Annotated in this window: 20 protein-coding genes; 16 read left to right on the plus strand and 4 right to left on the minus strand. The window is 72.6% G+C overall.

Annotated features, from left to right (window positions below; translation table 11 throughout):
- Nucleotides 1-159: 159 nt before the first annotated feature.
- Nucleotides 160-1182, minus strand: a complete 1023-nt coding sequence (locus ABT299_RS44075) for a DivIVA domain-containing protein (RefSeq protein WP_190856809.1) — start codon at nucleotides 1180-1182, stop codon at nucleotides 160-162.
- 323 nt (nucleotides 1183-1505) lie between these two features.
- Between ABT299_RS44075 and ABT299_RS44080 the strand changes: the two genes are divergently transcribed.
- The 3 genes from ABT299_RS44080 to ABT299_RS44090 all read left to right on the plus strand — a co-directional run bounded on the left by ABT299_RS44080 (nucleotide 1506) and on the right by ABT299_RS44090 (nucleotide 6703).
- Nucleotides 1506-2027 carry a gamma carbonic anhydrase family protein gene (locus ABT299_RS44080; RefSeq protein WP_387031663.1) on the plus strand — a complete coding sequence of 174 codons (522 nt, stop codon included), beginning with the start codon at nucleotides 1506-1508 and terminating at the stop codon, nucleotides 2025-2027.
- A gap of 134 nt (nucleotides 2028-2161) precedes the next feature.
- Nucleotides 2162-6325, plus strand: coding sequence for an AAA family ATPase (locus tag ABT299_RS44085; RefSeq protein ID WP_500254430.1), 4164 nt, complete (start codon nucleotides 2162-2164; stop codon nucleotides 6323-6325).
- Nucleotides 6326-6508: 183 nt separating this feature from the next.
- Nucleotides 6509-6703: a hypothetical protein gene (locus tag ABT299_RS44090; RefSeq protein ID WP_194736913.1), complete on the plus strand. Its 195-nt coding sequence runs from the start codon at nucleotides 6509-6511 to the stop codon at nucleotides 6701-6703.
- 179 nt (nucleotides 6704-6882) lie between these two features.
- On the opposite strand, the gene ABT299_RS44095 is transcribed toward ABT299_RS44090, so the two are convergent.
- Nucleotides 6883-7086 carry a cation transporter gene (locus tag ABT299_RS44095; protein WP_190856806.1) on the minus strand — a complete coding sequence of 68 codons (204 nt, stop codon included), beginning with the start codon at nucleotides 7084-7086 and terminating at the stop codon, nucleotides 6883-6885.
- Nucleotides 7087-7303: 217 nt separating this feature from the next.
- Between ABT299_RS44095 and ABT299_RS44100 the strand changes: the two genes are divergently transcribed.
- Together ABT299_RS44100 and ABT299_RS44105 are read left to right on the plus strand one after the other, a co-directional pair.
- On the plus strand, nucleotides 7304-7921 hold the full coding sequence (locus ABT299_RS44100; RefSeq protein ID WP_190856805.1) for a DUF47 family protein: 618 nt from the start codon (nucleotides 7304-7306) through the stop codon (nucleotides 7919-7921).
- Nucleotides 7918-9078 carry an inorganic phosphate transporter gene (locus tag ABT299_RS44105; RefSeq protein WP_463043088.1) on the plus strand — a complete coding sequence of 387 codons (1161 nt, stop codon included), beginning with the start codon at nucleotides 7918-7920 and terminating at the stop codon, nucleotides 9076-9078. The genes ABT299_RS44100 and ABT299_RS44105 overlap by 4 nt, the downstream gene beginning before the upstream one ends.
- 216 nt (nucleotides 9079-9294) lie before the next feature.
- Here ABT299_RS44105 and ABT299_RS44110 read toward each other — a convergent pair whose 3' ends face one another.
- Complete coding sequence (locus tag ABT299_RS44110; protein WP_500254431.1) at nucleotides 9295-10974, minus strand: bifunctional metallophosphatase/5'-nucleotidase; 1680 nt, start codon at nucleotides 10972-10974, stop codon at nucleotides 9295-9297.
- A 97-nt stretch (nucleotides 10975-11071) separates the two neighbouring features.
- Here ABT299_RS44110 and mshD point away from each other — a divergent pair, with 97 nt between their 5' ends.
- The 10 genes from mshD (at nucleotide 11072) to ABT299_RS44160 (ending at nucleotide 21231) form a co-directional block, all read left to right on the plus strand.
- On the plus strand, nucleotides 11072-11929 hold the full coding sequence (gene mshD / locus ABT299_RS44115; RefSeq protein WP_500254432.1) for a mycothiol synthase: 858 nt from the start codon (nucleotides 11072-11074) through the stop codon (nucleotides 11927-11929).
- Between the two features lie 49 nt (nucleotides 11930-11978).
- The gene (locus ABT299_RS44120; protein ID WP_500254433.1) at nucleotides 11979-12224 is read left to right on the plus strand and encodes a hypothetical protein; all 246 of its coding nucleotides are present in this window, start codon (nucleotides 11979-11981) and stop codon (nucleotides 12222-12224) included.
- On the plus strand, nucleotides 12221-12811 hold the full coding sequence (locus tag ABT299_RS44125; RefSeq protein WP_190856802.1) for a hypothetical protein: 591 nt from the start codon (nucleotides 12221-12223) through the stop codon (nucleotides 12809-12811). Before ABT299_RS44120 ends, ABT299_RS44125 begins: the two co-directional genes overlap by 4 nt.
- 346 nt (nucleotides 12812-13157) lie before the next feature.
- Complete coding sequence (gene pstS, locus ABT299_RS44130) at nucleotides 13158-14270, plus strand: phosphate ABC transporter substrate-binding protein PstS (RefSeq protein WP_190856801.1); 1113 nt, start codon at nucleotides 13158-13160, stop codon at nucleotides 14268-14270.
- Between the two features lie 170 nt (nucleotides 14271-14440).
- Nucleotides 14441-15358: a phosphate ABC transporter permease subunit PstC gene (pstC, locus tag ABT299_RS44135; RefSeq protein WP_190856905.1), complete on the plus strand. Its 918-nt coding sequence runs from the start codon at nucleotides 14441-14443 to the stop codon at nucleotides 15356-15358.
- Complete coding sequence (gene pstA / locus ABT299_RS44140) at nucleotides 15355-16254, plus strand: phosphate ABC transporter permease PstA (protein WP_190856800.1); 900 nt, start codon at nucleotides 15355-15357, stop codon at nucleotides 16252-16254. The genes pstC and pstA overlap by 4 nt, the downstream gene beginning before the upstream one ends.
- 22 nt (nucleotides 16255-16276) lie before the next feature.
- A complete protein-coding gene (gene pstB / locus ABT299_RS44145) occupies nucleotides 16277-17053 on the plus strand; it encodes a phosphate ABC transporter ATP-binding protein PstB (protein WP_190856799.1) in 777 nt (258 codons plus the stop codon).
- A gap of 9 nt (nucleotides 17054-17062) precedes the next feature.
- A complete protein-coding gene (locus ABT299_RS44150; RefSeq protein WP_500254434.1) occupies nucleotides 17063-18238 on the plus strand; it encodes an EfeM/EfeO family lipoprotein in 1176 nt (391 codons plus the stop codon).
- A complete protein-coding gene (gene efeB, locus ABT299_RS44155; protein ID WP_500254435.1) occupies nucleotides 18235-19503 on the plus strand; it encodes an iron uptake transporter deferrochelatase/peroxidase subunit in 1269 nt (422 codons plus the stop codon). Before ABT299_RS44150 ends, efeB begins: the two co-directional genes overlap by 4 nt.
- A gap of 48 nt (nucleotides 19504-19551) precedes the next feature.
- Nucleotides 19552-21231 (plus strand): phospholipase C, encoded by a 1680-nt coding sequence (locus ABT299_RS44160; RefSeq protein WP_500254436.1) that lies wholly within the window; start codon nucleotides 19552-19554, stop codon nucleotides 21229-21231.
- A gap of 110 nt (nucleotides 21232-21341) precedes the next feature.
- Here the strand turns inward: ABT299_RS44160 and ABT299_RS44165 are convergent, their stop codons facing one another.
- Nucleotides 21342-22058 carry a winged helix-turn-helix transcriptional regulator gene (locus ABT299_RS44165; protein ID WP_190856796.1) on the minus strand — a complete coding sequence of 239 codons (717 nt, stop codon included), beginning with the start codon at nucleotides 22056-22058 and terminating at the stop codon, nucleotides 21342-21344.
- 211 nt (nucleotides 22059-22269) lie between these two features.
- Here ABT299_RS44165 and ABT299_RS44170 point away from each other — a divergent pair, with 211 nt between their 5' ends.
- Nucleotides 22270-22530 (plus strand): MoaD/ThiS family protein, encoded by a 261-nt coding sequence (locus ABT299_RS44170; protein ID WP_190856795.1) that lies wholly within the window; start codon nucleotides 22270-22272, stop codon nucleotides 22528-22530.
- Nucleotides 22531-22649: the final 119 nt, after the last annotated feature.

Consider the following 22649-nt stretch of genomic DNA (forward strand, 5'->3'; position numbering starts at 1 on the left):
GCGGTGCGGGGCCGGGGGCCGGGCGGGCCGCCGCCCCGCCCCCGGGGGGGGGGCGGGGGGCGCCCCCCCGCCCCCGCCGCCGCACCGCCCGGGGGCCCCCGGGCGGGGCCCGGCCCCCACCGTTCGGGGAGCGGGTGACGTTTCCGCCGGGGCTGGGGATCAGCTCGGGTCGGCGGGCCCGCGCGGGGCCGGGGGGACGATCGGGGCGTGGCCGCCGGACGGGCCGCCGTCGGTGTCCTCGATCGGACGCGGCGCCTTCGCGGGCGGCGGGACCTGCGGCCCCGTGCCCGTGCCGGTGGCCGGGCCGTCCGGCTCCGGCTTCTTCATCGACGGCGCCGGAGCGGCGACCGGCTTGGCCACGATCGGCTTCGGCCCGGTCGCGGTGGACGGCGCGGGCGGCTTGGGGCCGGCCGCGGCGGCGGGGGCGGGCTGCGCGGGGACCGGCTGGGCGGGGGCGGCGGCCGGCTGCTTGCGCGGCGGCGTCTGCCGGACGGCGTCCTCGACCATCTTCTCCAGCGGGCCCGCCTCGTTCTCGGCGGTCAGCAGCCGGTGCAGGGTCTCGCTGATCTCGGTGAGCCGCTGCAGCGCCTGCGTGTGGTTCTTGGTCAGCGAGGTGAGCCGCTGGGTGGCGCCCTCGTTGATCACGCTGGCGCGGCGCTCGGACGCGGTGAGCGTGCGCTCGGCCTCCAGCCGCGCGCTCGTCACCGTCTGCTCCGCCTCCTGCTTGGCGGCCGACAGCACGCTGTCGGACTCCTTCTTGGCGGCGGCCAGCATGTGGTCGGCCTTCTCCTGGGCCTGGGAGAGGTTCTTGTCGGCGTGCGCGCGGGCCTCGTCGATGATGCGCTTGGACTCCTGCTCGGCGTCCTTGCGGATCTCGGCGCCCTTGGCCTCGGCCTCGGCGACCTTGTCCTGCGCCTCGTCCTCGGCGAGGTTGATGATCTGGCGCAGCCGGTCGCTCAGGTCGTCGCCGGTGGGCTTGCGGGCCTCGCGCACCTCGGCCATCTCCCGGCGGACGCGCTCGGCGTCGTCCTGGGCGCGCGCGAGCCGGGCCTCCAGCTCGCGGTGCTTTTGCTGGGCGCGGGCGATGTAGTCGTCGACCTGGCGGCGGTTGTAGCCGCGCATGACGATCTCGAAGGACTCGTCTTGAAGGAGGTTCGGCAGGATTTCGGCTTCGTTGCTCATGATGCCTTGGGGGGTCGTTGGCGGGGGTATCACCCCGTCAGGGTCGGTTTGCGAATCCTCACCCGCCGGTCAGCGGGCCCACAGCAGAAACGTCAGCATCGACTCTCGTGCGATCCGCCCCGCTCGCGCAACCGGAACGCCCTTCTCGCTGCCGTTTCTTCATCTGGCTGGAGGCGACAAACTACCCAATTTCGCGAAAAAACGCCCTCACCTGCGCCGCCGTGTCGCGCGACATCCACCGAATCCGACATCCCGTCGACCCCGTGCCCGACCCCGCCTCCCCGGCCCCCGGCCGGATCCGGGCACGGCCTAGCATCGGGCGCATGAGCTATGTGGGGTCGCTGGGCGAGGACGAGCCGAAGATCCACGCCGAGGCGTGGGTGGCGCCCGGAGCGGTGGTCGTCGGACGCGTGACGCTCGGCCGGGCGTCCAGCGTCTGGTACGGCTCGGTGCTGCGCGGCGACGACGAGGAGATCGTCGTCGGCGACGAGTGCAACATCCAGGACCTCAGCTGCCTGCACGCCGACCCGGGGATGCCCGCCGTCCTGGAGGACCGGGTCAGCCTCGGGCACAAGGCCATGGTGCACGGCGCGCACGTCGAGACCGGCTCGCTGATCGGCATCGGCGCCATCGTGCTGAACGGCGCCCGGATCGGGGCGGGCACGCTCATCGCCGCCGGCGCGCTGGTGCCGCCCGGCAAGCAGATCCCCTCGGGCGTCCTGGTGGCGGGCACGCCCGGCAAGATCGTCCGGGAGCTGAACGACGGCGACCGCCTCGTCCTCCAGCACACGCCCGACGTCTACATGCAGAAGGCCGAGCGCCACGGCCGCGCCACCTGGCGCTGACGCCCCCGCCGGCTGCCCCGGCGGACGGGCAGATCGACGGGTTTGCGCGGGACGGTAGGCGCTGACCTGCGGGTATTCGCGGCGGGCGGCTCGGGGGGAAATCTGGGGCGTTCCGTCTGACTACCATGACCCACGTGGTGTGGGGACCGGGCTATGGCAGTGCTCCGCCGCCCAACCCCCGGATGGGGCAGGATCCGTTCGCGGAGGCCGAGCGCGACACGAGGGCGATGGTGGCCGCCCAATGGTGGCCGTCGGCGCCTCCTCAGCAGCGCCATCACGCCATCGCCGGCCGCATGCTCGTCCTGCCGGACGGGACGTGGTGGCTGTTCGGCGCGTGGGCCCGGTGGTACCGGCTGCACCCGTCGGACGGCCAGTGGTACCTGTGCCCGCCGCCTCGGACGCCCGCCGTGCGGATGGCGGCGCGGCCCGCGCAGCAGGGCGGGATGCAGGTCCCGCAGCTGCCGCCGCACGTGATCCCGGCCGGGCCCGACTTCTCCTACGACCCGCCCGCGTCGCTGCCGTTCGTCGGCCACGGCTTCGCCGGCGAGCTGACGGCGCGGGTCCGCGCGACCGTGGAGTCCGCGGCGGCGCTGCCCGCGCCGGAGTACCCGCACTGGTGGTCGCAGTTCACGCAGGAGACGCCGTCCACGGTGGCGGTCGCGTGGGGCGTGATGATGTGGTGCGCGACCGCGCCGGTGTTCGACGCCCGGCTGGACGCGCAGATGCTGGACCTGTGGAAGCCGTACCGGGCCAAGCCGCTGCCGGACGTGGACGGCCCGCGCTGGATGACCCCGCCCGCGCTGGAGACGCTGGTCGGGCTGTACTCCGAGCGGCTGCGCGCCAGCCGCGTGGACGCGGCGGTCGTCGTCCTGCGGACGATGTGGGCGGTCGCGAGCGCGCTGCGCGACGACGTGCGGTTCCAGACCCGGGCGGACGCGCTGCTGGCGATCCTCGGGACGACGCTGAGCAACCCGACGGTCGACTACGGGGCGCTCCCGTACGGGGACCAGGCGATCGTCCAGCAGTGGCTGACCCGGTGCCCGCCGCACCTCGTGCCCGCGCTGCGGAACGAGAGCTCGCCGGGCGACAACTTCCGGCACGCGTTCTACACGCTGAGCGAGGCCATCGGCGACCTGCCGGGCGACCCGGCCGACCCGGCGTACACCGAGCCGCGGATGGTCGCCGCCGCGCTGCTGGCCGCCGACCTGGACGTCGTCCGCAAGGACGTGGCGGGCTCGATCGTCCCGTGGCTGGACCCGGAGATCCGCTACACGGTGCAGGCGGTGGCGGAGCAGAAGGGGCACCCGCTGCGCCGGCTGTGGCCGGCCGACCTGCGGCTGCCGGAACCGCTGCGGGCGGCGGGCTCCGGCGAGGGCGCCGAGACGCTGCTCGCCGCGATGTACGAGCTGGACCTCGCGTGGTGCCGGCTTGGCGGGATGCCGGCGCGGCCACGCGGCTTCCCGGTGCCGACCGCGATCATCGCGGGGATCATCGGGCGCGGCCGGGCGCGCGCCACGGCCGCCGCGCCGACGCAGACGCCGCCGCCGAGCCCGTCGCCGAGCGTGTCGCCGTCGCCGCCGTTCGGCATGCAGAGCCAGCCGGGCGTGGCGCCGGGGGCGCCGCCGAAGCCGGCGGAGCCGCAGGGGCCCGCGCAGCCGTTCGTCCAGCCGCCGGCCCAGCCGGGGTGGGAGAACGCGCCCGGCCCGGCGGGGCTGCCGCAGCCGGCGGCCGGGTTCGCTTCGCCGGACCCGGCGATGGGCGGGTTCTCGCCCGCCGAGGAGGACGCCGGCGGGAGCGTGGCGCCGCCGTACACCGAACTCGGTTTCCAGCAGGCCGCGCCCAAGCCCGTACTGAGCGATCAGGGGCAAGCCGCCTTCGGGATGCCGGGCACGCCGCCGCTCGGGCCGCCCGACCCGGGACGGCCCGGCCATCCGGGCTTCGACGCCGGTCAGGCGCAGCCGCCCGCGGGCGGGGCGCCGTATCCGGGGGCCGGGCAGCCGCCCTTCGCGGACCAGGAGGGCACGTCGCCCGACCGGGGGCAGGGGCCGGCGGAGCAGCCGCTCGGCGGTTTCTCACCGGACGAGGAGAAGCACGACGAGCCGATCGTGCCGCCGTACACGCAGCTCGGCTACCAGCCGGCCGGTGCCGGGCCTCCCGCTCCGGGCCTGCCTCCCGGCGCCGGCGTGCCTCCGGCCGCGCAGAGCCCGCAGGGGCCTCCGGCCGCGCAGAGCCCGCAGGGGCCTCCGGCCGTGCAGAATCCGCAAGGCCCTCCGGCGGCTTCGGGGCCGCAGGGAGCCCAGCCTGGGGAGCAGCCGGCCGCGTTCGACCCGTACGCGACGCGCGCCGAGGACGCAGGCGCGCCGTCGCAGCCGGCCGCCGGCGCGTACGCGACGCGGTTCGAGGACGGCGCGGCGTCCAAGCAGGGCCCCCCGGTGCCGCCGCTTCCGCAGAACGCGCCCCCGCGGAACGCGCAGCCGCCCGGCACGCGCATCCTCGGCCCGGAGGACCTGGAGGACGGCCCCGCGCAGGGGCCGCCGCCCGGCCCCGGGACGCGGGTCATGTCCGAGACCATGGTCGGCGACTTCGACTTCCTCGACGACACGCCGTCGCCCGAGCGGCCCGTCCACGAGATCCCGCCGCCGCAGGACCTCGGCCGCCGCCGGACGCTCGAACGGTTCGGGATCGGGTTCGTGTCCGGCGAGCACGACGCGGGCGAGCTGCTGGACGAGCTGCGCACGCAGGTCGAGGAGTGGAACGCGGCGGCCGGGGAGGACGCCGAGGTGACCCGGGTCGACGGCCGGCCGGGCTCGGCGCCGGCCGGCGTGCCCGGGGTGCTGCTGGTCGGTGGCCCGCACACCGGGCAGCGCAGGCTGGCGCGGCTGATCGCGCTGACGCTGGCGGACGCGGGCCTCGGCGACGGCGCGATCCGCGCGCACGACGCCGACGACGTCCGCGACGCGCCGGTGGACGCCATGGAGCGGATCCTGCGGCAGCCGGGCCCGGCGATCCTCTTCGAGCGGCTGGACGTGGCGATCGGCGCCGCGCAGGACCCGGTCGCGGTCACCGGCGCGGTGCGGCGGGCGCGGCGCGACCCGGTGAACACGACGCCGCTGATCGCGACGTGCGAGCCGCGCGCGTACAAGCGGCTGCTGAGGGAGCATCCGAAGCTGGTGCAGGCGTTCCGGGTGTACCGGCTGCCCGACTTCAGCGGGCTCGACGACCGGATGACGCTGCTGCACCTGCTGGCGGACGAGCGGCGCGTCACGATCGGGGCGTCGGCGCTGGAGGTCGCGAAGGAGGACCTCGAACGGCTCCGCGGCCCCGGCGACCTGGTGAACGCGCGGCTCGTCGAGGCGTACCTGGACCAGGCGAGCCAGCGGAACATGGCGCGGGCCGGCGCGTCGCACGACCGGCTCGTCCTGACGCCGGACGACCTGCACGGCGTCGCGGAGGGCATCGAGCCGGCGCTGCGGCCGCCCGGCGACATCGACGGCTACCTGCGCCGGCTGGACGGGCTCACCGGGCTGGACGACGTCAAGGCGGTCGTCCGGGAGCTGGCGGACGAGGCCGAGCAGACGGCGGACCGGGTCCGGTACGGCGTGGCGGACCGCGACGCCCACCACCTGGTGTTCGTCGGGCCGCCGGGGACGGGCAAGACGACGGTGGCGGGGCTCGTCGGCGGGATCTACGCCGCGCTCGGGCTGCTGGAGTCGGGGCACGTGGTGGCGTGCCGCCCGGTGCATCTGGCGGGGCGCGACCAGCCGGACACCGAGAGCCGGGTCGCCGGCATGATCGAGCAGGCCCTCGGCGGCGTGCTGCTGATCCAGGAGGCGTACCTGCTGGACCGCAGCCCGGCGGTGGTGAACGAGCTGCTGCGCGGCATGCGCGAGCGCGGCGGCCGGTTCATGGTGGTCTGCTCCAGCCCGGCGGCGGAGATGGAGGGGTTCCTCGCGGGCAATCCCGCGTTCCGCGCCGAGTTCGCGCGGATCGTGGAGTTCCATGGGATCAGCGACCGCGAGATGGTCCGGCTGTTCCAGAAGTACGCCGAGCGGGACCTGTACATGCTGGACGAGGAGCTGCGCGTCGAGCTGCTCACCCGCTTCGAGCGGTTGCGGCAGGACCCGTCGTTCGCCTACGCCAGGACCGTCCGGGCGCTGTTCGAGCAGACGGTCGCGCGGCAGGCGGCGCGCCTCGCGGGCGCCGACGTCAACGCGGCGACGGTGGCCCGGCTCACCGCTCGCGACCTGCCGGAGTCGGCGCTGGAGCAGATGCTCGGCGACTTCCACCGGGGCGGCTGACGGCGTCCGACAGGAGCCCTTGACGGGCTCCTCTCGGGACCCCTCCCGGGTGATCGGGCGCATCATGCTCACCTGACCCGGGAAGACCACGGATGTGGGTGGCCCTCGAATGGCCCTCTTGGGTCATGTGCCCGTCGGGGCGGGACGCGTAGCCTCGAACTCGGGTGTGGGGAACGAACGGAGGTGGACGCGGTGCGCCAGCAGAACCTCGATCTGCGCGTCCACGACCGCGTTGCGTTGGACGAGATCGAACTCTATGCCGAGATGCTCAGCGCGGTGGCGGCGGCGGAGCGGCCGCTCACCATCGCGGAAATCGACATGGTGCTCGGGGTGCGTTCCGGCGAGGCCGGTCGTCGCGAGCTGACGCCGCAGGAGTAGCCGAGGCCCGATCCGCCCGGGGACGTCCGCGCCGGACGTCCCCGGTCCGCGTTTCCAGGGCGGTTCCGCGCACCGGGGCCGGCCCGTGCTCCGGAGGCCGCCGCGACGGCCCGCGGACGGCGGCTGAGACGGGCTGACCGTATTCGCCGAAAGTGCAGGTCCGGAACCGGCCGCCCAGGTCAGCCCGCGACGTCGTACCCGGCCTCGTCGATCGCCGCGCGCAGCGCCGCGTCGTCCAGGCCGTCGCCACGGACGGTGACGAGCTTGGCGTCCACGTCCACCGCCACCTCGCTCACGCCGGGCACCCGCCCGACCTCCCCGCTGATCGCGGTCACGCAGTGCCCGCAGCTGATCGCCGGGACGCTGTAACGAATCTCACTCACGCGCGTCGTCACTCTCCGTGCGGCCGTTGGTCCGGCCCCGAGCCTATGCGCAGCGGGCCCGATTGGGGCAACCGCAGGGGTATGTACCTGGTGATCTAGGGCAATCTTGTAGGTGAGAGGATGGGTGACACCGGCCGAAGCTGGGGCAAAGGTTCTTTTTACGGCCGGTAGCGCCTACGATCCTCTGCGGACTGTTCCGGCACCACAGGAGAACGACGTGCGCTTGCGTCTCACGCCGCGTGAGGACAGCTTCTACGACATGTTCGCCGACTCGGCGAACAACCTGGTCACCGGCGCCAGGCTGCTCGTGGAGCTCATCAGCGACGGCGCCGACCGGGCAGCGATCGCGGAGAAGATGCGCGCCTGCGAGCACGCGGGCGACGAATGCACTCACGCGATCATGCGACGGCTGAACGAAACGTTCATCACCCCGTTCGACCGCGAGGACATCTACCGGCTGGCCTCGACGATCGACGACGTGATGGACGAGATGGAGGAGGCAGCCGACCTCGTCGTCCTCTACAAGATCGACGAGTTCCCCAAGGGGATCGTGCACATGGTGGAGGTGCTGGAGCGGGCCGCCGAGCTGACCGCGGAGGCCATGCCCCGGCTGCGCTCCATGAAGGAGCTCAACGAGTACTGGATCGAGATCAACCGGCTCGAGAACCAGGGCGACCAGGTGTACCGCAAGCTGCTGGCGCAGCTGTTCAGCGGCGAGTACGACACCCTGACCGTGCTGAAGCTCAAGCAGGTCATCGACCGCCTCGAAGAGGCCGCGGACGCGTTCGAGCACGTCGCGAACACGGTCGAGACCATCGCGGTCAAGGAATCATGAGCGCGGACCCGGAGCCGGGCTCGACCATCGTCCGGGAGCCGTCGGCGGACACCGACGGGTCGATCGGCGAGCAGGCGACCCGGCGCGTCTCCGGACGGGCGTGGCTGCTGCTGCTCGCCGGGATCCTCCTGGTGATGGTGGCGGGCGCGCTCGGGCTGCGGTCCGACGCGCAGATGGCCGTGCTCGTCCTGGTCGTCGTGGTGTCGCTGGTGTTCGACTACACCAACGGCTTCCACGATGCCGCGAACGCGATCGCGACGGCGGTGTCCACGCGGGCGCTGACGCCCCGGGTGGCGCTCGGCATGGCCGCGGTGATGAACATGCTGGGCGCGCTGCTCGGCGTCGAGGTCGCCAAGACCATCAGCGAGGTCATCACCCCGCCGACCGGCCTGCACGGCCTCACCGTCATCGCCGCCGGCGTGCTCGGCGCGATCACCTGGAACCTGATCACCTGGTACTTCGGGCTGCCGTCCTCGTCCTCGCACGCGCTGATCGGCGGCGTCGTCGGGGCCGGGCTCGCCTCGTCGTCGTACGTGAACTGGCACAGCGTGGTCGACAAGGTCGTCGTGCCGATGGTGGTGTCGCCGGTCGTCGGGTTCGTCCTGGCCTACCTGGTGATGGTCGCGATCCTGTGGATCTTCCGGCGGGCGCAGCCCAGCCGGGTGGTGCGCCGGTTCCGCATCGCGCAGACGCTGTCGGCGGCCTCGCTCGCCCTCGGCCACGGCCTGCAGGACGCGCAGAAGACGATGGGCGTCATCGTGCTCGCGCTGGTCACCACCGGGCACGCGAGCGGGAACTCGGTGCCGCTGTGGGTGATCGTGGCGTGCGCGGGCGCGCTGTCGCTCGGCACCTACGCGGGCGGCTGGCGGATCATGCGGACGCTGGGCCGCAAGGTGATCGAGGTGGACCCGCCGAAGGGCTTCGCCGCGGAAGCGACCGCTTCGATCGTCCTGTACGTCACCGCCTACTTCTGGCACGCTCCAATCTCCACCACGCACACGATCACCTCGGCGATCATGGGGGCGGGAGCCACGAAACGGCTGTCCGCCGTCCGCTGGGGGATGGCCGGCAACATCGTCATGGCCTGGGTCCTCACCCTCCCCGCCGCCGCGATCGTCGCCGCCGTCGTCTACTGGGCGGTGCACTTCTGGGCGTGATTTCCCAGGGGGACGACCCCCCTGGAACCCCCCGTTACGACTGACAGGCTGTTTCGCCGCTCCGCTAGCGCTCCGCGGCGAAACAGCCTGTCAGTCGTCGGGCAGGCCCGCTGCGCTCGCTGCACTCGCTCCGCGGGCCTGCCCGTGGCCGTGGCTGGGGTCCGGCCTTCCGGGCCGGTGTTCAGCCGGGTCGTAGGGAGAGGTGTTCAGCCGGTCTTACTGGCCGGTGATGCGGTCCAGTGTGGGGGGTGCGATGGTGCCCTGGGCGGTCAGGTAGGCGACGAAGCCGTCCAGGTCGATCGGGCCTAGGACCTGGTCCTTGCCCTGGGTGAACGTGGTGAAGCCGTCGCCGCCGCCGAGCAGGAAGTTGTTCGCGGCGACCTTGTAGGTGGCGGCCGGGTCCACGGCGGCGCCGTCGACCGTGATGTTCGAGACGCGGTCGCCGACCGGCCTGGAGCGGTCGATGGTGAAGTGCAGGTTCGCGGACGGCTGGAGGATCTTCTCGCCCGCGGACGTCCACTGCTGCTCCAGCAGGGCGTCGAGCTGCGCGCCGGTCAGCGACGTCACGCCGAGCACGTTGCTGAACGGCTGGACGGCGAACGCCTCGCCGTAGGTGACGACGCCGTCGCCCTCGGAGCCGCTCGCCTTGTAGGTGAGGTCGGTCCGGACGCCGCCGGGGTTCATCAGCGCGACCTGGGCGCCCTTGTCCTTCATCGCGGCGAGCTGGGAGTCGGCGATGACGTCGCCGAGCGTGGTCTCGCCGGCGGCGGACGGGGCGCGGGTGAGATCGGCGGTGATCTTGCCGATGGGCTTGTCGGCGATCACGCTGACCCGGTCCTTCCAGGTCTGCACGAACCGCTGCGTCGCCGGGTCCGGCGGGACGTCGCGGGTGACGACGTGGTTGTCGGCCGTCATCGACGAGCGGACGATGTCGTCGGTGCGCCGGTCGACCTTGAAGTCGACCTGGGTGATGATCCGGCCGAACGAGGAGCCGGACGAGTAGAGCCGCGGCCGGCCGTCCGGGCCCTTCACCGTGCAGACGTACTGCTGGTGGGTGTGGCCGGAGAGGACGACGTCGATGTCCGGGTCGGCCTGCTGGGCGATCCGGGTGCCCGCGCCGGGGACCACGCCGCAGTCGTCGGGCTTCTCGCCGGCGGTGACGTTGTCGCCTTCGTGGACGAGGAGCACCATCGCGTGGACGCCGCGCTCCTTCAGCTCCTTGGCGGCCTTGTTCGCGGCGTCGACCTCGTCGTCGAACCGCAGGCCCTTGACGCCGTCGGCGGTGACGATGGTCGGCGTCGTCTTGGTGACGACGCCGATGAAGCCGACCTTGACGCCGTTGATCCGGCGGATCGTCCAGGGGTCGAGGAGCGGCTTGTTCTCCTTCTCCAGCAGCACGTTCGCCGCCAGGTAGTCGAACTTCGCGCCCTCCCACTCGCCCGCCGGGGAGCAGCCGTCGACGGGATGGCAGCCGCCGTTCTGGATGCGCAGCAGCTCCTGGTAGCCCTCGTCGAACTCGTGGTTCCCGACGGCCGACGCGGTGAGCCCGATGTCGTTCATGAACTGGACGGACGGCTCGTCGTGGAACGCCGCCGAGATGAGCGGGGACGCGCCGATCAGGTCGCCCTGCGCGACCGTGAGCGTGTCGCGGTTGCGCAGCTGCTTCAGGTGCGCGGCGACGTAGGCGGCGCCGCCGGCGGGGACGGAGTTCCCGTTCTCGTCGATGGCGGTGCCGCTGCTGCCTGTCGGGGGCTCCAGGTTGCCGTGGAAGTCGTTCAGCGCGAGCAGGCGCACGGACGCCGGGGGCTCGGGGTGCGCGGACGCGGGTTGCGCGGTCAGTCCCGCCGCCACCAGCCCCGCGGTGGCGGCGGCAAGGAGGGTGCGTCGTCGGATCATGGGCTGGACGCTAGAGACGCCGGGCATCCGGCGATCGGCGGAGTGATGACGGTTATGTGACAACTTGACCAGGGCGGCGGGCGGTTAGGGTGTGATCATGGACGAGCTGCGGGCGGACGAGGCGGAGCGGGTGGGGGCGCTGGTCGAGGCGGCCGCCGGAGCCGACGGCGTGGCGCCGCTGTCGGAGCACGCGCTGCTCGCGCTGCGCGCCGGGCGCGGGGGACTGGTGGTCCGCGACGGCGGCGCGGTCGCGGGCTACGCGCATCTCGATGCGGCGACGGAGGACGAGCCCGCCGCAGGCGAGCTGGTCGTGCATCCCGACCACCGGCGGCGCGGGCATGGGCGCGCGCTGCTGCGGGCGCTGCGCGAGAAGGCCGGCGGGCCGCTGCGGGTGTGGGCCCACGGCGATCTCCCGGCCGCCGCAGGGCTCGCCGAGTCCGAAGGGATGGCCCGTGTGCGCGCGCTGTTCCAGATGCGCCGTCCCGCCGAGGGGCCGCTGCCCGAGCCGGCGGTCGCCGAGGGCGTCCGGCTGCGCACGTTCGAGCCGGGACGCGACGAGGAGGCGTGGCTGCGGGTGAACGGCCGCGCGTTCGCCGACCATCCCGAGCAGGGCGCCTGGACGATCGAGGACGTCCGCGAGCGCGAGGCGGAGGACTGGTTCGACCCGTCCGGCTTCTTCCTGGCCGAGCGCGGCGGGGAGCTCGCCGGGTTCCACTGGACGAAGGTGCATCCCGGCGGCATCGGCGAGGTGTACGTGGTGGGCGTCGACCCGGACGCGCAGGGCCTCGGCCTGGGCCGGACCCTCACGCTCGCCGGGCTGCACCATCTGCGCGACACCGGGGTCGCGCAGTTCATGCTCTACGTGGACGAGTCGAACACGGCGGCCGTCCGGCTCTACGAGTCGCTGGGGTTCACCCGGTTCGCGGTCGACGTGATGTACGGCGCTCCGGAGTGATGTCAAGGAATCGTTGACACGGCGGGGATGTCAAGGAATCCTTGACATCATGACCCCTCCTGCCCGTGCCCTGATCGGCGTCGCCGGCCTGCCGGTCGTGGCGATCCTCCTGGTCCTCCAGGCCATGTACGACAGCGTGGCGCTGTGGGCGGCGTTCGTCGCCGTGTCGTTCGCGGTCTTCGTCGTCGGCGTGGTGGCGGCGGCGGGCGCGGTCCGCCCGGGCGGGTCCGTCGCGGACGCCGTCCGCCTCGACGAGCTGGAGCCGCTGCCGGCCCGCGACGAGGACGGCCGGTGAGCGCGTTCCTTGCCGATGAGCAGGCGGACGCGATCCGCGAGGCCGTCGCCGAGGCCGTCCTGTCGGCGAGCGAGCAGGGACGCAAGGGCCTCGACAGCGACCCGGACGCCTCCCTGCTGATGGTCGCCGCGTCGGCCGTCGCGGCGGAGGAGACCAGCAGGCTGCTGCGCCAGTCGATCACCGGCGCGCGCGCCGCCGGGCACAGCTGGGAGGCCCTCGGCGGGCTGCTCGGCATCAGCCGCCAGGCCGCCCAGCAGCGGTTCGGCGCCTCCGTGGCGGCGGCCAAGGGGGCCGTCCCGGACGGCGGCCCCACCCGCAGGGTGCTGCGGCCGCTGCACGCCTTCAACGAGATGGAGGCGCTGGAGAAGGAGGGCCGCCGAGGCTGGCACGCCGTCGACTACGGCTACCTCTTCCATCTGGTCGAGGCGTCGCCGGACAAGTGGGAGCACCGGCGCCTGTGGTGGCCGTCGCGCCGCCGCCGTCGCGCGCTGGAGGAGCAGGGGTGGGAGCTCATCGTCCCGTCCGACTTCGACTCGCCGTGGGCCTACTACAAGCGCCGCCTGGACGAGCCCGCCGATCCGCGGTGACGGGAGGCGGTGCCGCGCCCCCGCCGGAACCTCCGGCGGCGGTCCGGATCCGTCTCCGTGGCCGGATCGCGCCGGTTCCCGGTGTCCGTTCCGGCAATCCCGGATGACCTTCTCCGCACGGGCTTTTGGCATGTCTGAGCTGCGCTGTTAACCCGGCGGCCACGCCAAATCGGGACATTCTTCGTAATAGGGCCTGGCCTCGTTCATTCTCCGTTCACCTGGATCGGGGTGTCCGGTCACCTCGCCTGCCTACCGTCGCATCCGACGGCGACCCCACCACCTGGTCAAACCGTGCCAGTGCGGCGGTCGGGGGACCCGCCCGACGAATCCAAGAGGAGACCTCCCGGTGAAGAACGGTTCTCGGCTCGCCGCCCTCGGCGGTGTGGTCGTCGCTGGGGCGCTGGCCCTGTCCGCCTGCGGCAGTGACGACAACAACGGCGGCAACACCACGGGTGCGAACAGCCCAGCGGCCGCAAACATCGACTGCGCGAAGGGCGCGATCAACGCGGCCGGGTCGAGCGCGCAGAAGAACGCGATCGAGGAGTGGACGAAGGTCTACACCAGCAAGTGCTCGGGCGCCAACATCAACTACAACCCGAGCGGCTCGGGCGCGGGCGTCCAGGCGTTCACCTCCGGCCAGGTCGCCTTCGCCGGTTCCGACTCGGCGCTCAAGCCCGAGGAGCACGGCCCCGCCGACGCGCGCTGCAAGACCGGCAAGGCGATCGACCTGCCGATGGTGCCCGGCCCGATCGCGGTCGTCTACAAGCTCAACGGGGTCGACGGCCTCCAGCTGTCGCCGAAGACGCTCGCGGGCATCTTCGCCGGCAAGATCACCAAGTGGAACGACGCGGCGATCGCCAAGGAGAACAGCGGCGCCAAGCTGCCGTCCTCCGAGATCAAGACGCTGCACCGCTCGGACGACTCCGGCACCAGCGACAACTTCACCAAGTACCTGAAGGCCACCGCGCCCGACGTGTGGTCGTTCGAGCCCGGCAAGAAGTGGGTCGCCCCCGGCGGCCAGGGCCTGAAGGGCTCCGACGGCATCTCCACCGCGCTGAAGCAGACCGAGGGCTCGATCTCCTACGTCGAGCTGTCGTTCGCCAGCAACAACAGCCTGCAGACGGCGAAGCTGCAGAACGGCGCCGGCGAGTACACCGAGATCAGCCCGGAGAGCGCCTCCAAGGCCGTCCAGGGCGCGCAGATCGTCGGGACCGGCAACGACCTCGCCCTGAAGCTGGACTACGGCACCAAGGTCGCGGGCGCCTACCCGCTGGTCCTCGTGACCTACGAGATCGCCTGTGAGAAGGGCCTGCCCGCCGAGCAGGCGAAGTTCGTCAAGTCCTTCCTGACCTACATCTCCAGCCCCGAGGGGCAGCAGTCGCTGACCGCCCAGGGCTACGCCCCGCTGCCCGACAACATCGCCACCAAGGTGCGCGAGACGGTCAAGGGCCTGTCCTGATCGGCGAGGACTCCGGCACCAGCCACAGCCCCGCCGCCGGCGATCCCGGCGGCGGGGCCGCCGCACGTCTCAGCGGCCCGGACGCGGGCCGCGAGGAGGGAGACACCGTGACGAGCGACACACCCGCCGCCCTGGCCAAGGCGGCGGAGCGTCCCCGGCCCGCGCTCTCGATGAGCACCGGCCGCGCCGGGGACCGGATCTTCGCCGGGCTGAGCCGCGGCTCCGGCCTGGTGATCCTGGCGATCATGGCGGCGATCGCCGTCTTCCTGGTGTGGAAGGCGATCCCGGCGCTCCAGGACGACAAGGCGAACTTCATCACCTCGCAGGAGTGGAACCCCGACGGGACCCCCGCGAAGTTCGGCATCGCCCAGCTCGTCTTCGGCACGCTGATGACCTCGGTCCTCGCGCTGGTCATCTCGGTGCCCGTGGCGGTCGGCATCGCGCTGTTCATCACCTACTACGCGCCCCGCCGGCTCGCCGGCGCGATGGCCTACCTGGTCGACCTGCTCGCCGCGGTGCCGAGCATCGTCTACGGCCTGTGGGGGCTGAACTTCCTGGTCACGAAGATGACCGGGGTGTCGGAGTTCCTCAACACCTACTTCGGCTGGATCCCGCTGTTCGGCGGGAACGAGACCGGCGGCCGGACGATCCTCACCGCGTCCATCGTGCTCGCCATCATGATCCTGCCGATCATCTCCGCGATCACCCGCGAGGTGTTCGTGCAGGTCCCGCACGCGCACGTGGAGGCGGCGCTGGCGCTCGGCGCGACCCGCTGGGAGATGATCCGGATGTCGGTGCTGCCGTTCGGCCGGTCCGGGATGGTGTCGGCGGCGATGCTCGGCCTCGGCCGCGCCCTCGGCGAGACGATCGCGGTCGCGATGGTGCTGTCCACCACGTCCGGGATCGACTGGCACATCCTCAAGGACGGCGGCAACACGTTCGCGGCGAACATCGCGAACACCTTCGCGATGTCCGGGCCGGCGGGGCGCAGCGCGCTCATCGCGTCCGGTCTCGTCCTGTTCGTCATCACCCTGATCGTCAACGTGGGCGCCCGCGCGGTCGTGGCCCGCCGCAAGGAGTTCTCGTGACCTCCCTCTCCGGAACCAAGCCGACCTCGACGCTGGCCTCGGTCTCGGCGGGCCGCAAGGCCAAGGACCGCGCCGCGCGGGTGTTCGTCTACGCGGCGTTCCTGCTGGCGGTCATCCCGCTGGTGTCGGTGCTGTGGACGGTGATCTCCAACGGCGCCAAGCGGTTCGACGGCGTGTTCCTCACCCACTCCATGAACGGCCTGGCCAGCAAGGACGCCGGCGGCGGCGCCTACCACGCGATCATCGGCACGCTGGAGCAGGTCGGGCTGACCGCGCTGATCTCCGTCCCGCTGGGCGTGCTCACGGCGATCTACCTGGTGGAGTACGCCCGCAACGGGCGTCTCGGCCGCACCATCAGCTTCTTCGTCGACGTCATGACCGGCATCCCGTCGATCGTGTCGGGCCTGTTCGTCCTGGCGTTCTGGCTGCTCGCGCTCGGCATGGACTTCTCCGGCTTCGCGGGCGCGCTGTCGCTGACGATCCTGATGCTGCCGACCGTCGTCCGCGCCACCGAGGAGATGCTCAAGCTCGTCCCCGGCGACCTGAAGGAGGCCGCGTACGCGCTCGGTGTGCCGCGCTGGCGCACGATCATGTTCGTGGTGCTGCCGACGGCGCTGCCCGGGATCGTGTCCGGCGTCATGCTCGCCGTCGCGCGCGTGATGGGCGAGACCGCCCCGCTGCTGCTGACGATCTTCATCACGAAGGCGATCAACACCGACCCGTTCAGCGGCGCGCAGGGCTCGCTGCCCACCTTCATCTGGGACCAGTCCACCGACCCCAACACCAACGCGGTGGACCGCGCCTGGGCGGGCGCGCTGGTGCTGATCCTGCTCATCATGCTGCTCAACCTGGCGGCCCGCCTCGTCGCGTGGCTGCGCAAGCCGTCGTCCCGATAGCCCGATAGGAGAGAACCCCACAATGGCCAAGCGGATCGAAGTCTCCGGGCTGCACGCCTACTACGGCGGCACCCACGCCATCGAGGACATCTCGATGACGATCGAGCCGCGCTCGGTGACGGCGTTCATCGGCCCGTCGGGCTGCGGCAAGTCCACGTTCCTGCGCACCCTGAACCGGATGCACGAGGTGATCCCGGGGGCGCGCGTCGAGGGCAAGGTGATGCTGGACGACGAGGACCTGTACGCCTCGTCGGTCGACCCGGTCGCGGTCCGCCGCGTCGTCGGCATGGTGTTCCAGCGGCCCAACCCGTTCCCGACCATGTCGATCTACGACAACGTCGCGGCCGGGCTGAAGCTGAACGGAGTGCGCGGCAAGCGCCGCCTCGACGAGGTCGTCGAGGAGTCGCTGCGCGGCGCGAACCTCTGGAACGAGGTCAAGGACCGGCTCGGCAAGCCCGGCGCGGGCCTGTCCGGCGGCCAGCAGCAGCGGCTGTGCATCGCCCGCGCGATCGCCGTCCAGCCGCAGGTGCTGCTGATGGACGAGCCGTGCTCGGCGCTCGACCCGATCTCCACGCTCGCGATCGAGGACCTGATCGGCAAGCTGAAGAGCCAGTACACGATCGTCATCGTCACGCACAACATGCAGCAGGCCGCCCGCGTCAGCGACCGGACGGCGTTCTTCAACATCGCCGGCACCGGCAAGCCCGGGAAGCTCATCGAGATCGACGACACCAGCAAGATCTTCACGAACCCCGAGCAGAAGGGCACGGAGGATTACATCACCGGCCGCTTCGGCTAACCTGCCGCGGTGGACCGAGACCGCGCGCGCCCGCGGGCGCACCTGTTAAGGACGCCCGCGTTCCCGCTGCTCACGGCCGTGGCGGCGGCCGGTCTCGCGGGCTGCGGCGGTGGAGGCGGCCACCGGGCCGCGCCGGTGGTGCAGGCCGACCGCGCGCACTGCGGCCGGGGCTGGAACGATCCGCGCGCGGGCACGCAGACGCTGATGGTGCACAACGCCGACAGCGCCGCGACGGAGGTCGACCTCATCGACCCGTCCAGCGGGGCGATCTACGCCGAGCTGGAAGGGGTCGGGCCGGGGACGACGCGGGCGCTGCGGGTGACGGTCGGCGGCGGGACCTACGCGTTCTGGTGCTTCCCGGACGGCGGCCACCCGGTCACCGGGCCGAAGGTGACCGTGACCGGCTCCGCGGGCGGCCCGGCGGTGCGTCCCGTCACGCAGAACGACCTGTTCCCCGCGCTGCGGTCCTACCGCGCGTACGTGACGAAGGGGCTCGGCGTCCTGCGCGACCGGGTGGACGAGCTGCGCGACGCCGTCCGCTCGGGCGACCTGGACGCGGCGCGCGAGAAGTGGCTGCCCGCGCACCTGGCCTACGAGCGGCTCGGCGCCGCGTACGGCACGTTCGGCGACTACGCCGACAAGATCGACGGACGCCCGGCGGGACTGCCGGACGGCGTCCGCGACCCGGGCTTCACCGGCTTCCGGCGCATCGAGCACGGGCTGTGGCACGGGGAGTCCGCGGCGTCGCTGCGGAGACCGGCGGACCGGCTCGCCGCCGACGTCCGGGCGCTGGCCGCCGACTTCCCGCGCGAGCAGATCGACCCGTCCGACCTCGGGCTGCGGGCGCACGAGATCCTCGAGAGCACGGTGCGGTTCGAGCTGACCGGCAAGGGCGACCAGGGCAGCGGGACGGCCCTCGCGACCGCCTCGGCGAACCTCGAAGGGACCCGCGCGGTCCTCGACCCGCTGCGCCCCGTGCTGAAGCCCCGGATGGACCTCGGCGGCATCGACGCCGGCCTCGACCGCGTGTCCAGGCTGCTGGAGGCGCAGCACCGGCACGGGAGATGGACGCCGCTGGACGAGCTGAGCACCACCGACCGCGAGCGCGTCAACGGCGCCGTCGGCGACCTCGTCGAGCGGCTCGCGTCCGTCGCGACCGTCGCCGCCGTCCGGAGGACGTCATGAACGCCGGTCCGGAGGACACCGGGAGCGGGCCCGGCCGCCGCTCGTTCCTGCGCGGCGCGCTCGCCGCGGGCGTCGCGGGAGCGGTCACGACCGGAAGCGCCGCCGCCGCGAAGGCCCCGGCGGACGCGAAGGACCCGGCTCACGCGAAGGACCCGAAGAGCTCGTCCCCGGCGGCGCCGCCGTTCCACGGCGTCCACCAGGCCGGGATCATCGAGGAGCCGCAGGCCCGCTCCATCGTCGCCGCGTTCGACGTGATCGCCGAGAGCAGGGCCGAGCTCACCGACCTGATGCGCGCGCTGACCGACCGGGCGCGCGTCCTGACCGGCGGCGGCGTCCCGGCGGAGCCGGGCATCAGCGCACCGCCGCCCGACTCCGGCATCCTCGGCCCGGACGCCCCCGGCGGCGGCCTCACCGTCACCGCCGGCGTCGGCGCGTCCCTGTTCGACGACCGGTTCGGGCTCGCGTCCCGGCGCCCGAAGCGGCTCACCCGGATGCGGACGTTCCCCGACGACGACCTCGACCCCGCCTGGTGCCACGGCGACCTCGCCCTCACCCTCGGCGCCGCCGACGACGACACCGTCCTGCACGCGCTCCGCGACATCTGCCGCCACACCCGCGGCGGCATGCAGATCCGCTGGCGGATCAGCGGGTTCTCCAGCCGGCCCCGGCCGTCCGGCGCGCCCCGCAACCTGATGGGCTTCAAGGACGGCATCGCCAACCCCGACGTCACCGACGCCGCCGCCATGAACCGGCTCGTGTGGGCGGCCGCCGACGAGCCGCCCTGGACGTCCGGCGGGACGTACCAGGTCATCCGGCTGATCCGGATGCTGGTCGAGTTCTGGGACCGGGTCGGGCTGCCCGAGCAGGAGCAGATGTTCGGCCGCAGCCGCGACACCGGCGCGCCCCTCGACGGCGTCCACGAGACCGACGCGCCCCGCTACGCCGCCGACCCCGTCGGCAAGGTCATCCCGCTGACCAGCCACATCCGCCGCGCCAACCCGCGCGTCCCGGACACCGAGGCCAGCCGCATCCTGCGCCGGTCCTGCAACTACGACCGGGGCGTCGACGGCGCCGGCAACCTCGACATGGGCCTCGTCTTCGGCTGTTTCCAGCAGGATCCGCACCGCCAGTTCGAGGCCGTCCAGGAGCGCCTAGCCGGCGAACCCCTCACCGACTACATATCACCGTTCGGCGGCGGTTACTTCTTCGTTCTTCCCGGCGCCCGGAATCGGGTAGATCATCTCGGCCGGGGGTTGCTCGGGTAGGCGCGCGGCGCGCCTGCGGGCCCCTCGCACCAGAGGAGGAGACAGGACATGCGGGAGACACCAGGTCCGAGAGAACCGGCCGGAACCGGACACCGCCGGGGCGCCCGCCGCCGGCCCGCGCTGATCGCCGCAGCCGCCGTCACGGCGGGGCTGGCCGGCCTCGCCGCCGCCTGCGGAACGTCCGGCGCGCCCACCGGGGTCGCGGCGCGGGACGGCGCCACCGGCCACGGGCCGGGCGCGCCCCCGCGGACACCGATCGAGCACGTCGTGGTGATCTACGGGGAGAACATCTCCTTCGACCACTACTTCGGCACCTACCCGCACGCCGCCAACACCGACGGGACGCCGTTCCACCCCGCCAAGCACACCCCGAAGGTCAACGGCCTCACCGAGAAGCTCCTGAAGGACAACCCGAACCAGTACGACCCGAAGCGGCTGACCCCGTCCCAGGCCCTCACCTGCGACCAGGACCACGGCTACGCCGCCGAGCAGAAGGCCGTCAACGGCGGCAAGATGGACAAGTTCGTCGAGTTCACCGGCAAGGACAAGTGCACCGGGCAGCCCATCCTGTTCGGTGAGCCGGGCCTCGTCATGGACTACTACGACGGCAACACCGTCACCGGCATGTGGAACTACGCCCAGCACTACGCCATGAGCGACAACTCGTGGGACGGGACGTTCGGGCCGTCCACCCCCGGCGCGATCAACCTGATCTCCGGGCAGACCCACGGCGTCTACGCGGTCGACCCGAAGACCCACGAGAAGGTCACCGACGCCTACACCGTCCAGTCCCCGGACGCGGACGGCGTCGGCACCATGATCAACGACCCGGACCCGGCGTTCGACGACTGCTCCGGCAACAACCACACCTCGGCCAACGCCCTCGCCGTCATGACCGGCAAGAACATCGGCGACCTGCTCAACGCCAGGAAGGTCACCTGGGGCTGGTTCCAGGGCGGGTTCCGGCCCACCGGCAAGGCGAACGGCTACGCCGTCTGCGGCGCCGCCCACGCCAACATCGGCCACAACCAGGTCGTCGACTACAGCCCGCACCACGAGCCGTTCCAGTACTACAAGTCCACGGCGAACGAGAAGCACCTGCCGCCGTCGTCCGTCCAGGCCATCGGCCGCACCGACCAGGCCAACCACCAGTACGACCTGACGGACTTCGACGCCGCGCTCGGCGCCCACAACCTGCCGGCCGTCAGCTTCCTCAAGGCGCCCTCGTACCAGGACGGCCACGCCGGCTACTCCGACCCGATCGACGAGCAGAGGTTCGTCACCAGCACGATCAACAAGCTGCAGCGGTCGCCGGAGTGGAAGTCCACCGCCGTCGTCCTCGCCTACGACGACTCCGACGGCTGGTACGACCACGCCGCACCGCGCATCACCAACGGCTCGACCGACGCCGCGACCGACCAGCCCCTGTGCACGAGTGTCAAGGCCATGGGCGGCTACCAGGACCGCTGCGGCCCGAGCCAGCGCCTGCCGATGCTGGTCGTCTCCCCGTACGCCAAGGTCAACCACGTCGACCACCGCCCGGTGGAGCAGGCGTCGGTGCTGCGCTTCATCGAGGACAACTGGGGCACCGGCCGGATCGGCGACGCCTCCTTCGACGCCCGCGCGGGCGGCATCGAGGGCATGTTCGACTTCCGGCGCCCCAAGGCCGAGCAGGTCATCCTCGATCCCGACACCGGCGCGGTCGTGTCCAGGGGGGCGACCCCCTGACCCCCGTCACGGGCAGGCGCGCCGCACTCGGCTGCCCGCGGCCGGCGGTCGAGGTCCGATCCGCGCGAACCGCCGTCAGCGGGCGCTGAACGAAGAACCCCCGCCAGGGCTCACGCTTTGGCGGGGGTTCTCTCTTCGGCGTCGCCGGGACGATGATCGGGGACGAAGCGGTAGCCGACGTTGCGGACGGTGCCGATCAGCGACTCGTACTCGGCACCGAGCTTGGCGCGCAGCCGCCGGACGTGGACGTCCACGGTCCGGGTGCCCCCGAAGTAGTCGTAGCCCCACACCTCCTGCAGCAGCTGGGCGCGGGTGAAGACCCGGCCCGGGTGCTGCGCGAGGTACTTGAGCAGCTCGAACTCCTTGAACGTGAGGTCCAGGATCCGGCCGCGCAGCCGCGCCGTGTAGGTCGCCTCGTCGATGGTCAGCTCGCCGCTGCGGATCTCGCCGGGCACCTCCTCGGCGTCGGCGACCGCCGCCGCCCGGCCGACCGCGAGCCGCAGCCGCGCCTCGACCTCGGCGGGCCCGGCGGTCTGCAGCAGCATGTCGTCCAGCCCCCACTCGGAGCTGAGCGCGGCGAGACCGCCCTCGGTCACGATGCCGAGCAGCGGGCAGTCCAGTCCGGTGGTGCGCAGCAGCCGGCACAGGCTCTTGGCCTGCACCAGCTCGCGCCGCGCGTCCACCAGGACGACGTCGGCGGGCGGCGCGTCGATCAGCGCGGACGCCTCGGCCGGCGCGACCCGCACCGAGTGCAGCAGCAGCCCGAGCGCGGGCAGGACCTCGTCGGACGGCTCCAGCGCGTTGGTCAACAAGAGCAAGCTGCTCAAGGGCCCGCCTCCTCGTCCCCTAAAAAGACGTAGGACCCAGGCGGCTCATCCTCAAGCCCGGCCACGGTCGGCGGCTCGAAGACGAGGTGACCATGAAGGGTCATGCGGATGAACTCCATGGCCTCGTCGCCCGGATCCCTCGTCCTGAGCATATCCGAGCCCCGGACAGAGGCAATGGCCGCATACCGGTAAGCCATGAGATCGTGGGAGCGTGGCCAGAGGGACGATGCGGTACTGGGCCGCGGCCAAGGCGGCGGCGGGGACGCACGAGGAGCCTTACGACGCCGGGACGCTGGCGGAGGCGATCGAGGCCGCGCTGGCGCGCGACGGGCGCGGCGCGGACTTCGCGCGGGTCGTCGGCCGCAGCTCGTTCCTGATCGACGGGGACCCGGTGGGCGGCCGTCCGCACGGGTCGGTGGAGCTGCCGGAGGGCGGCGTGGTGGAGGTGCTGCCGCCCTTCGCGGGCGGCTGATCCCGCGGCTCCGGTGCCGGAACCGATCTCACGGAGTGATCCGGGCGCCGGGCGAACTCATCCCGCAGTGCGACTCGACCGGGGCGTTCCGGGCAATAAGGTGTGGCGATCGCGCATGC

Source organism: Spirillospora sp. NPDC000708, from assembly GCF_040299565.1.
Lineage (GTDB): Bacteria > Actinomycetota > Actinomycetes > Streptosporangiales > Streptosporangiaceae > Spirillospora.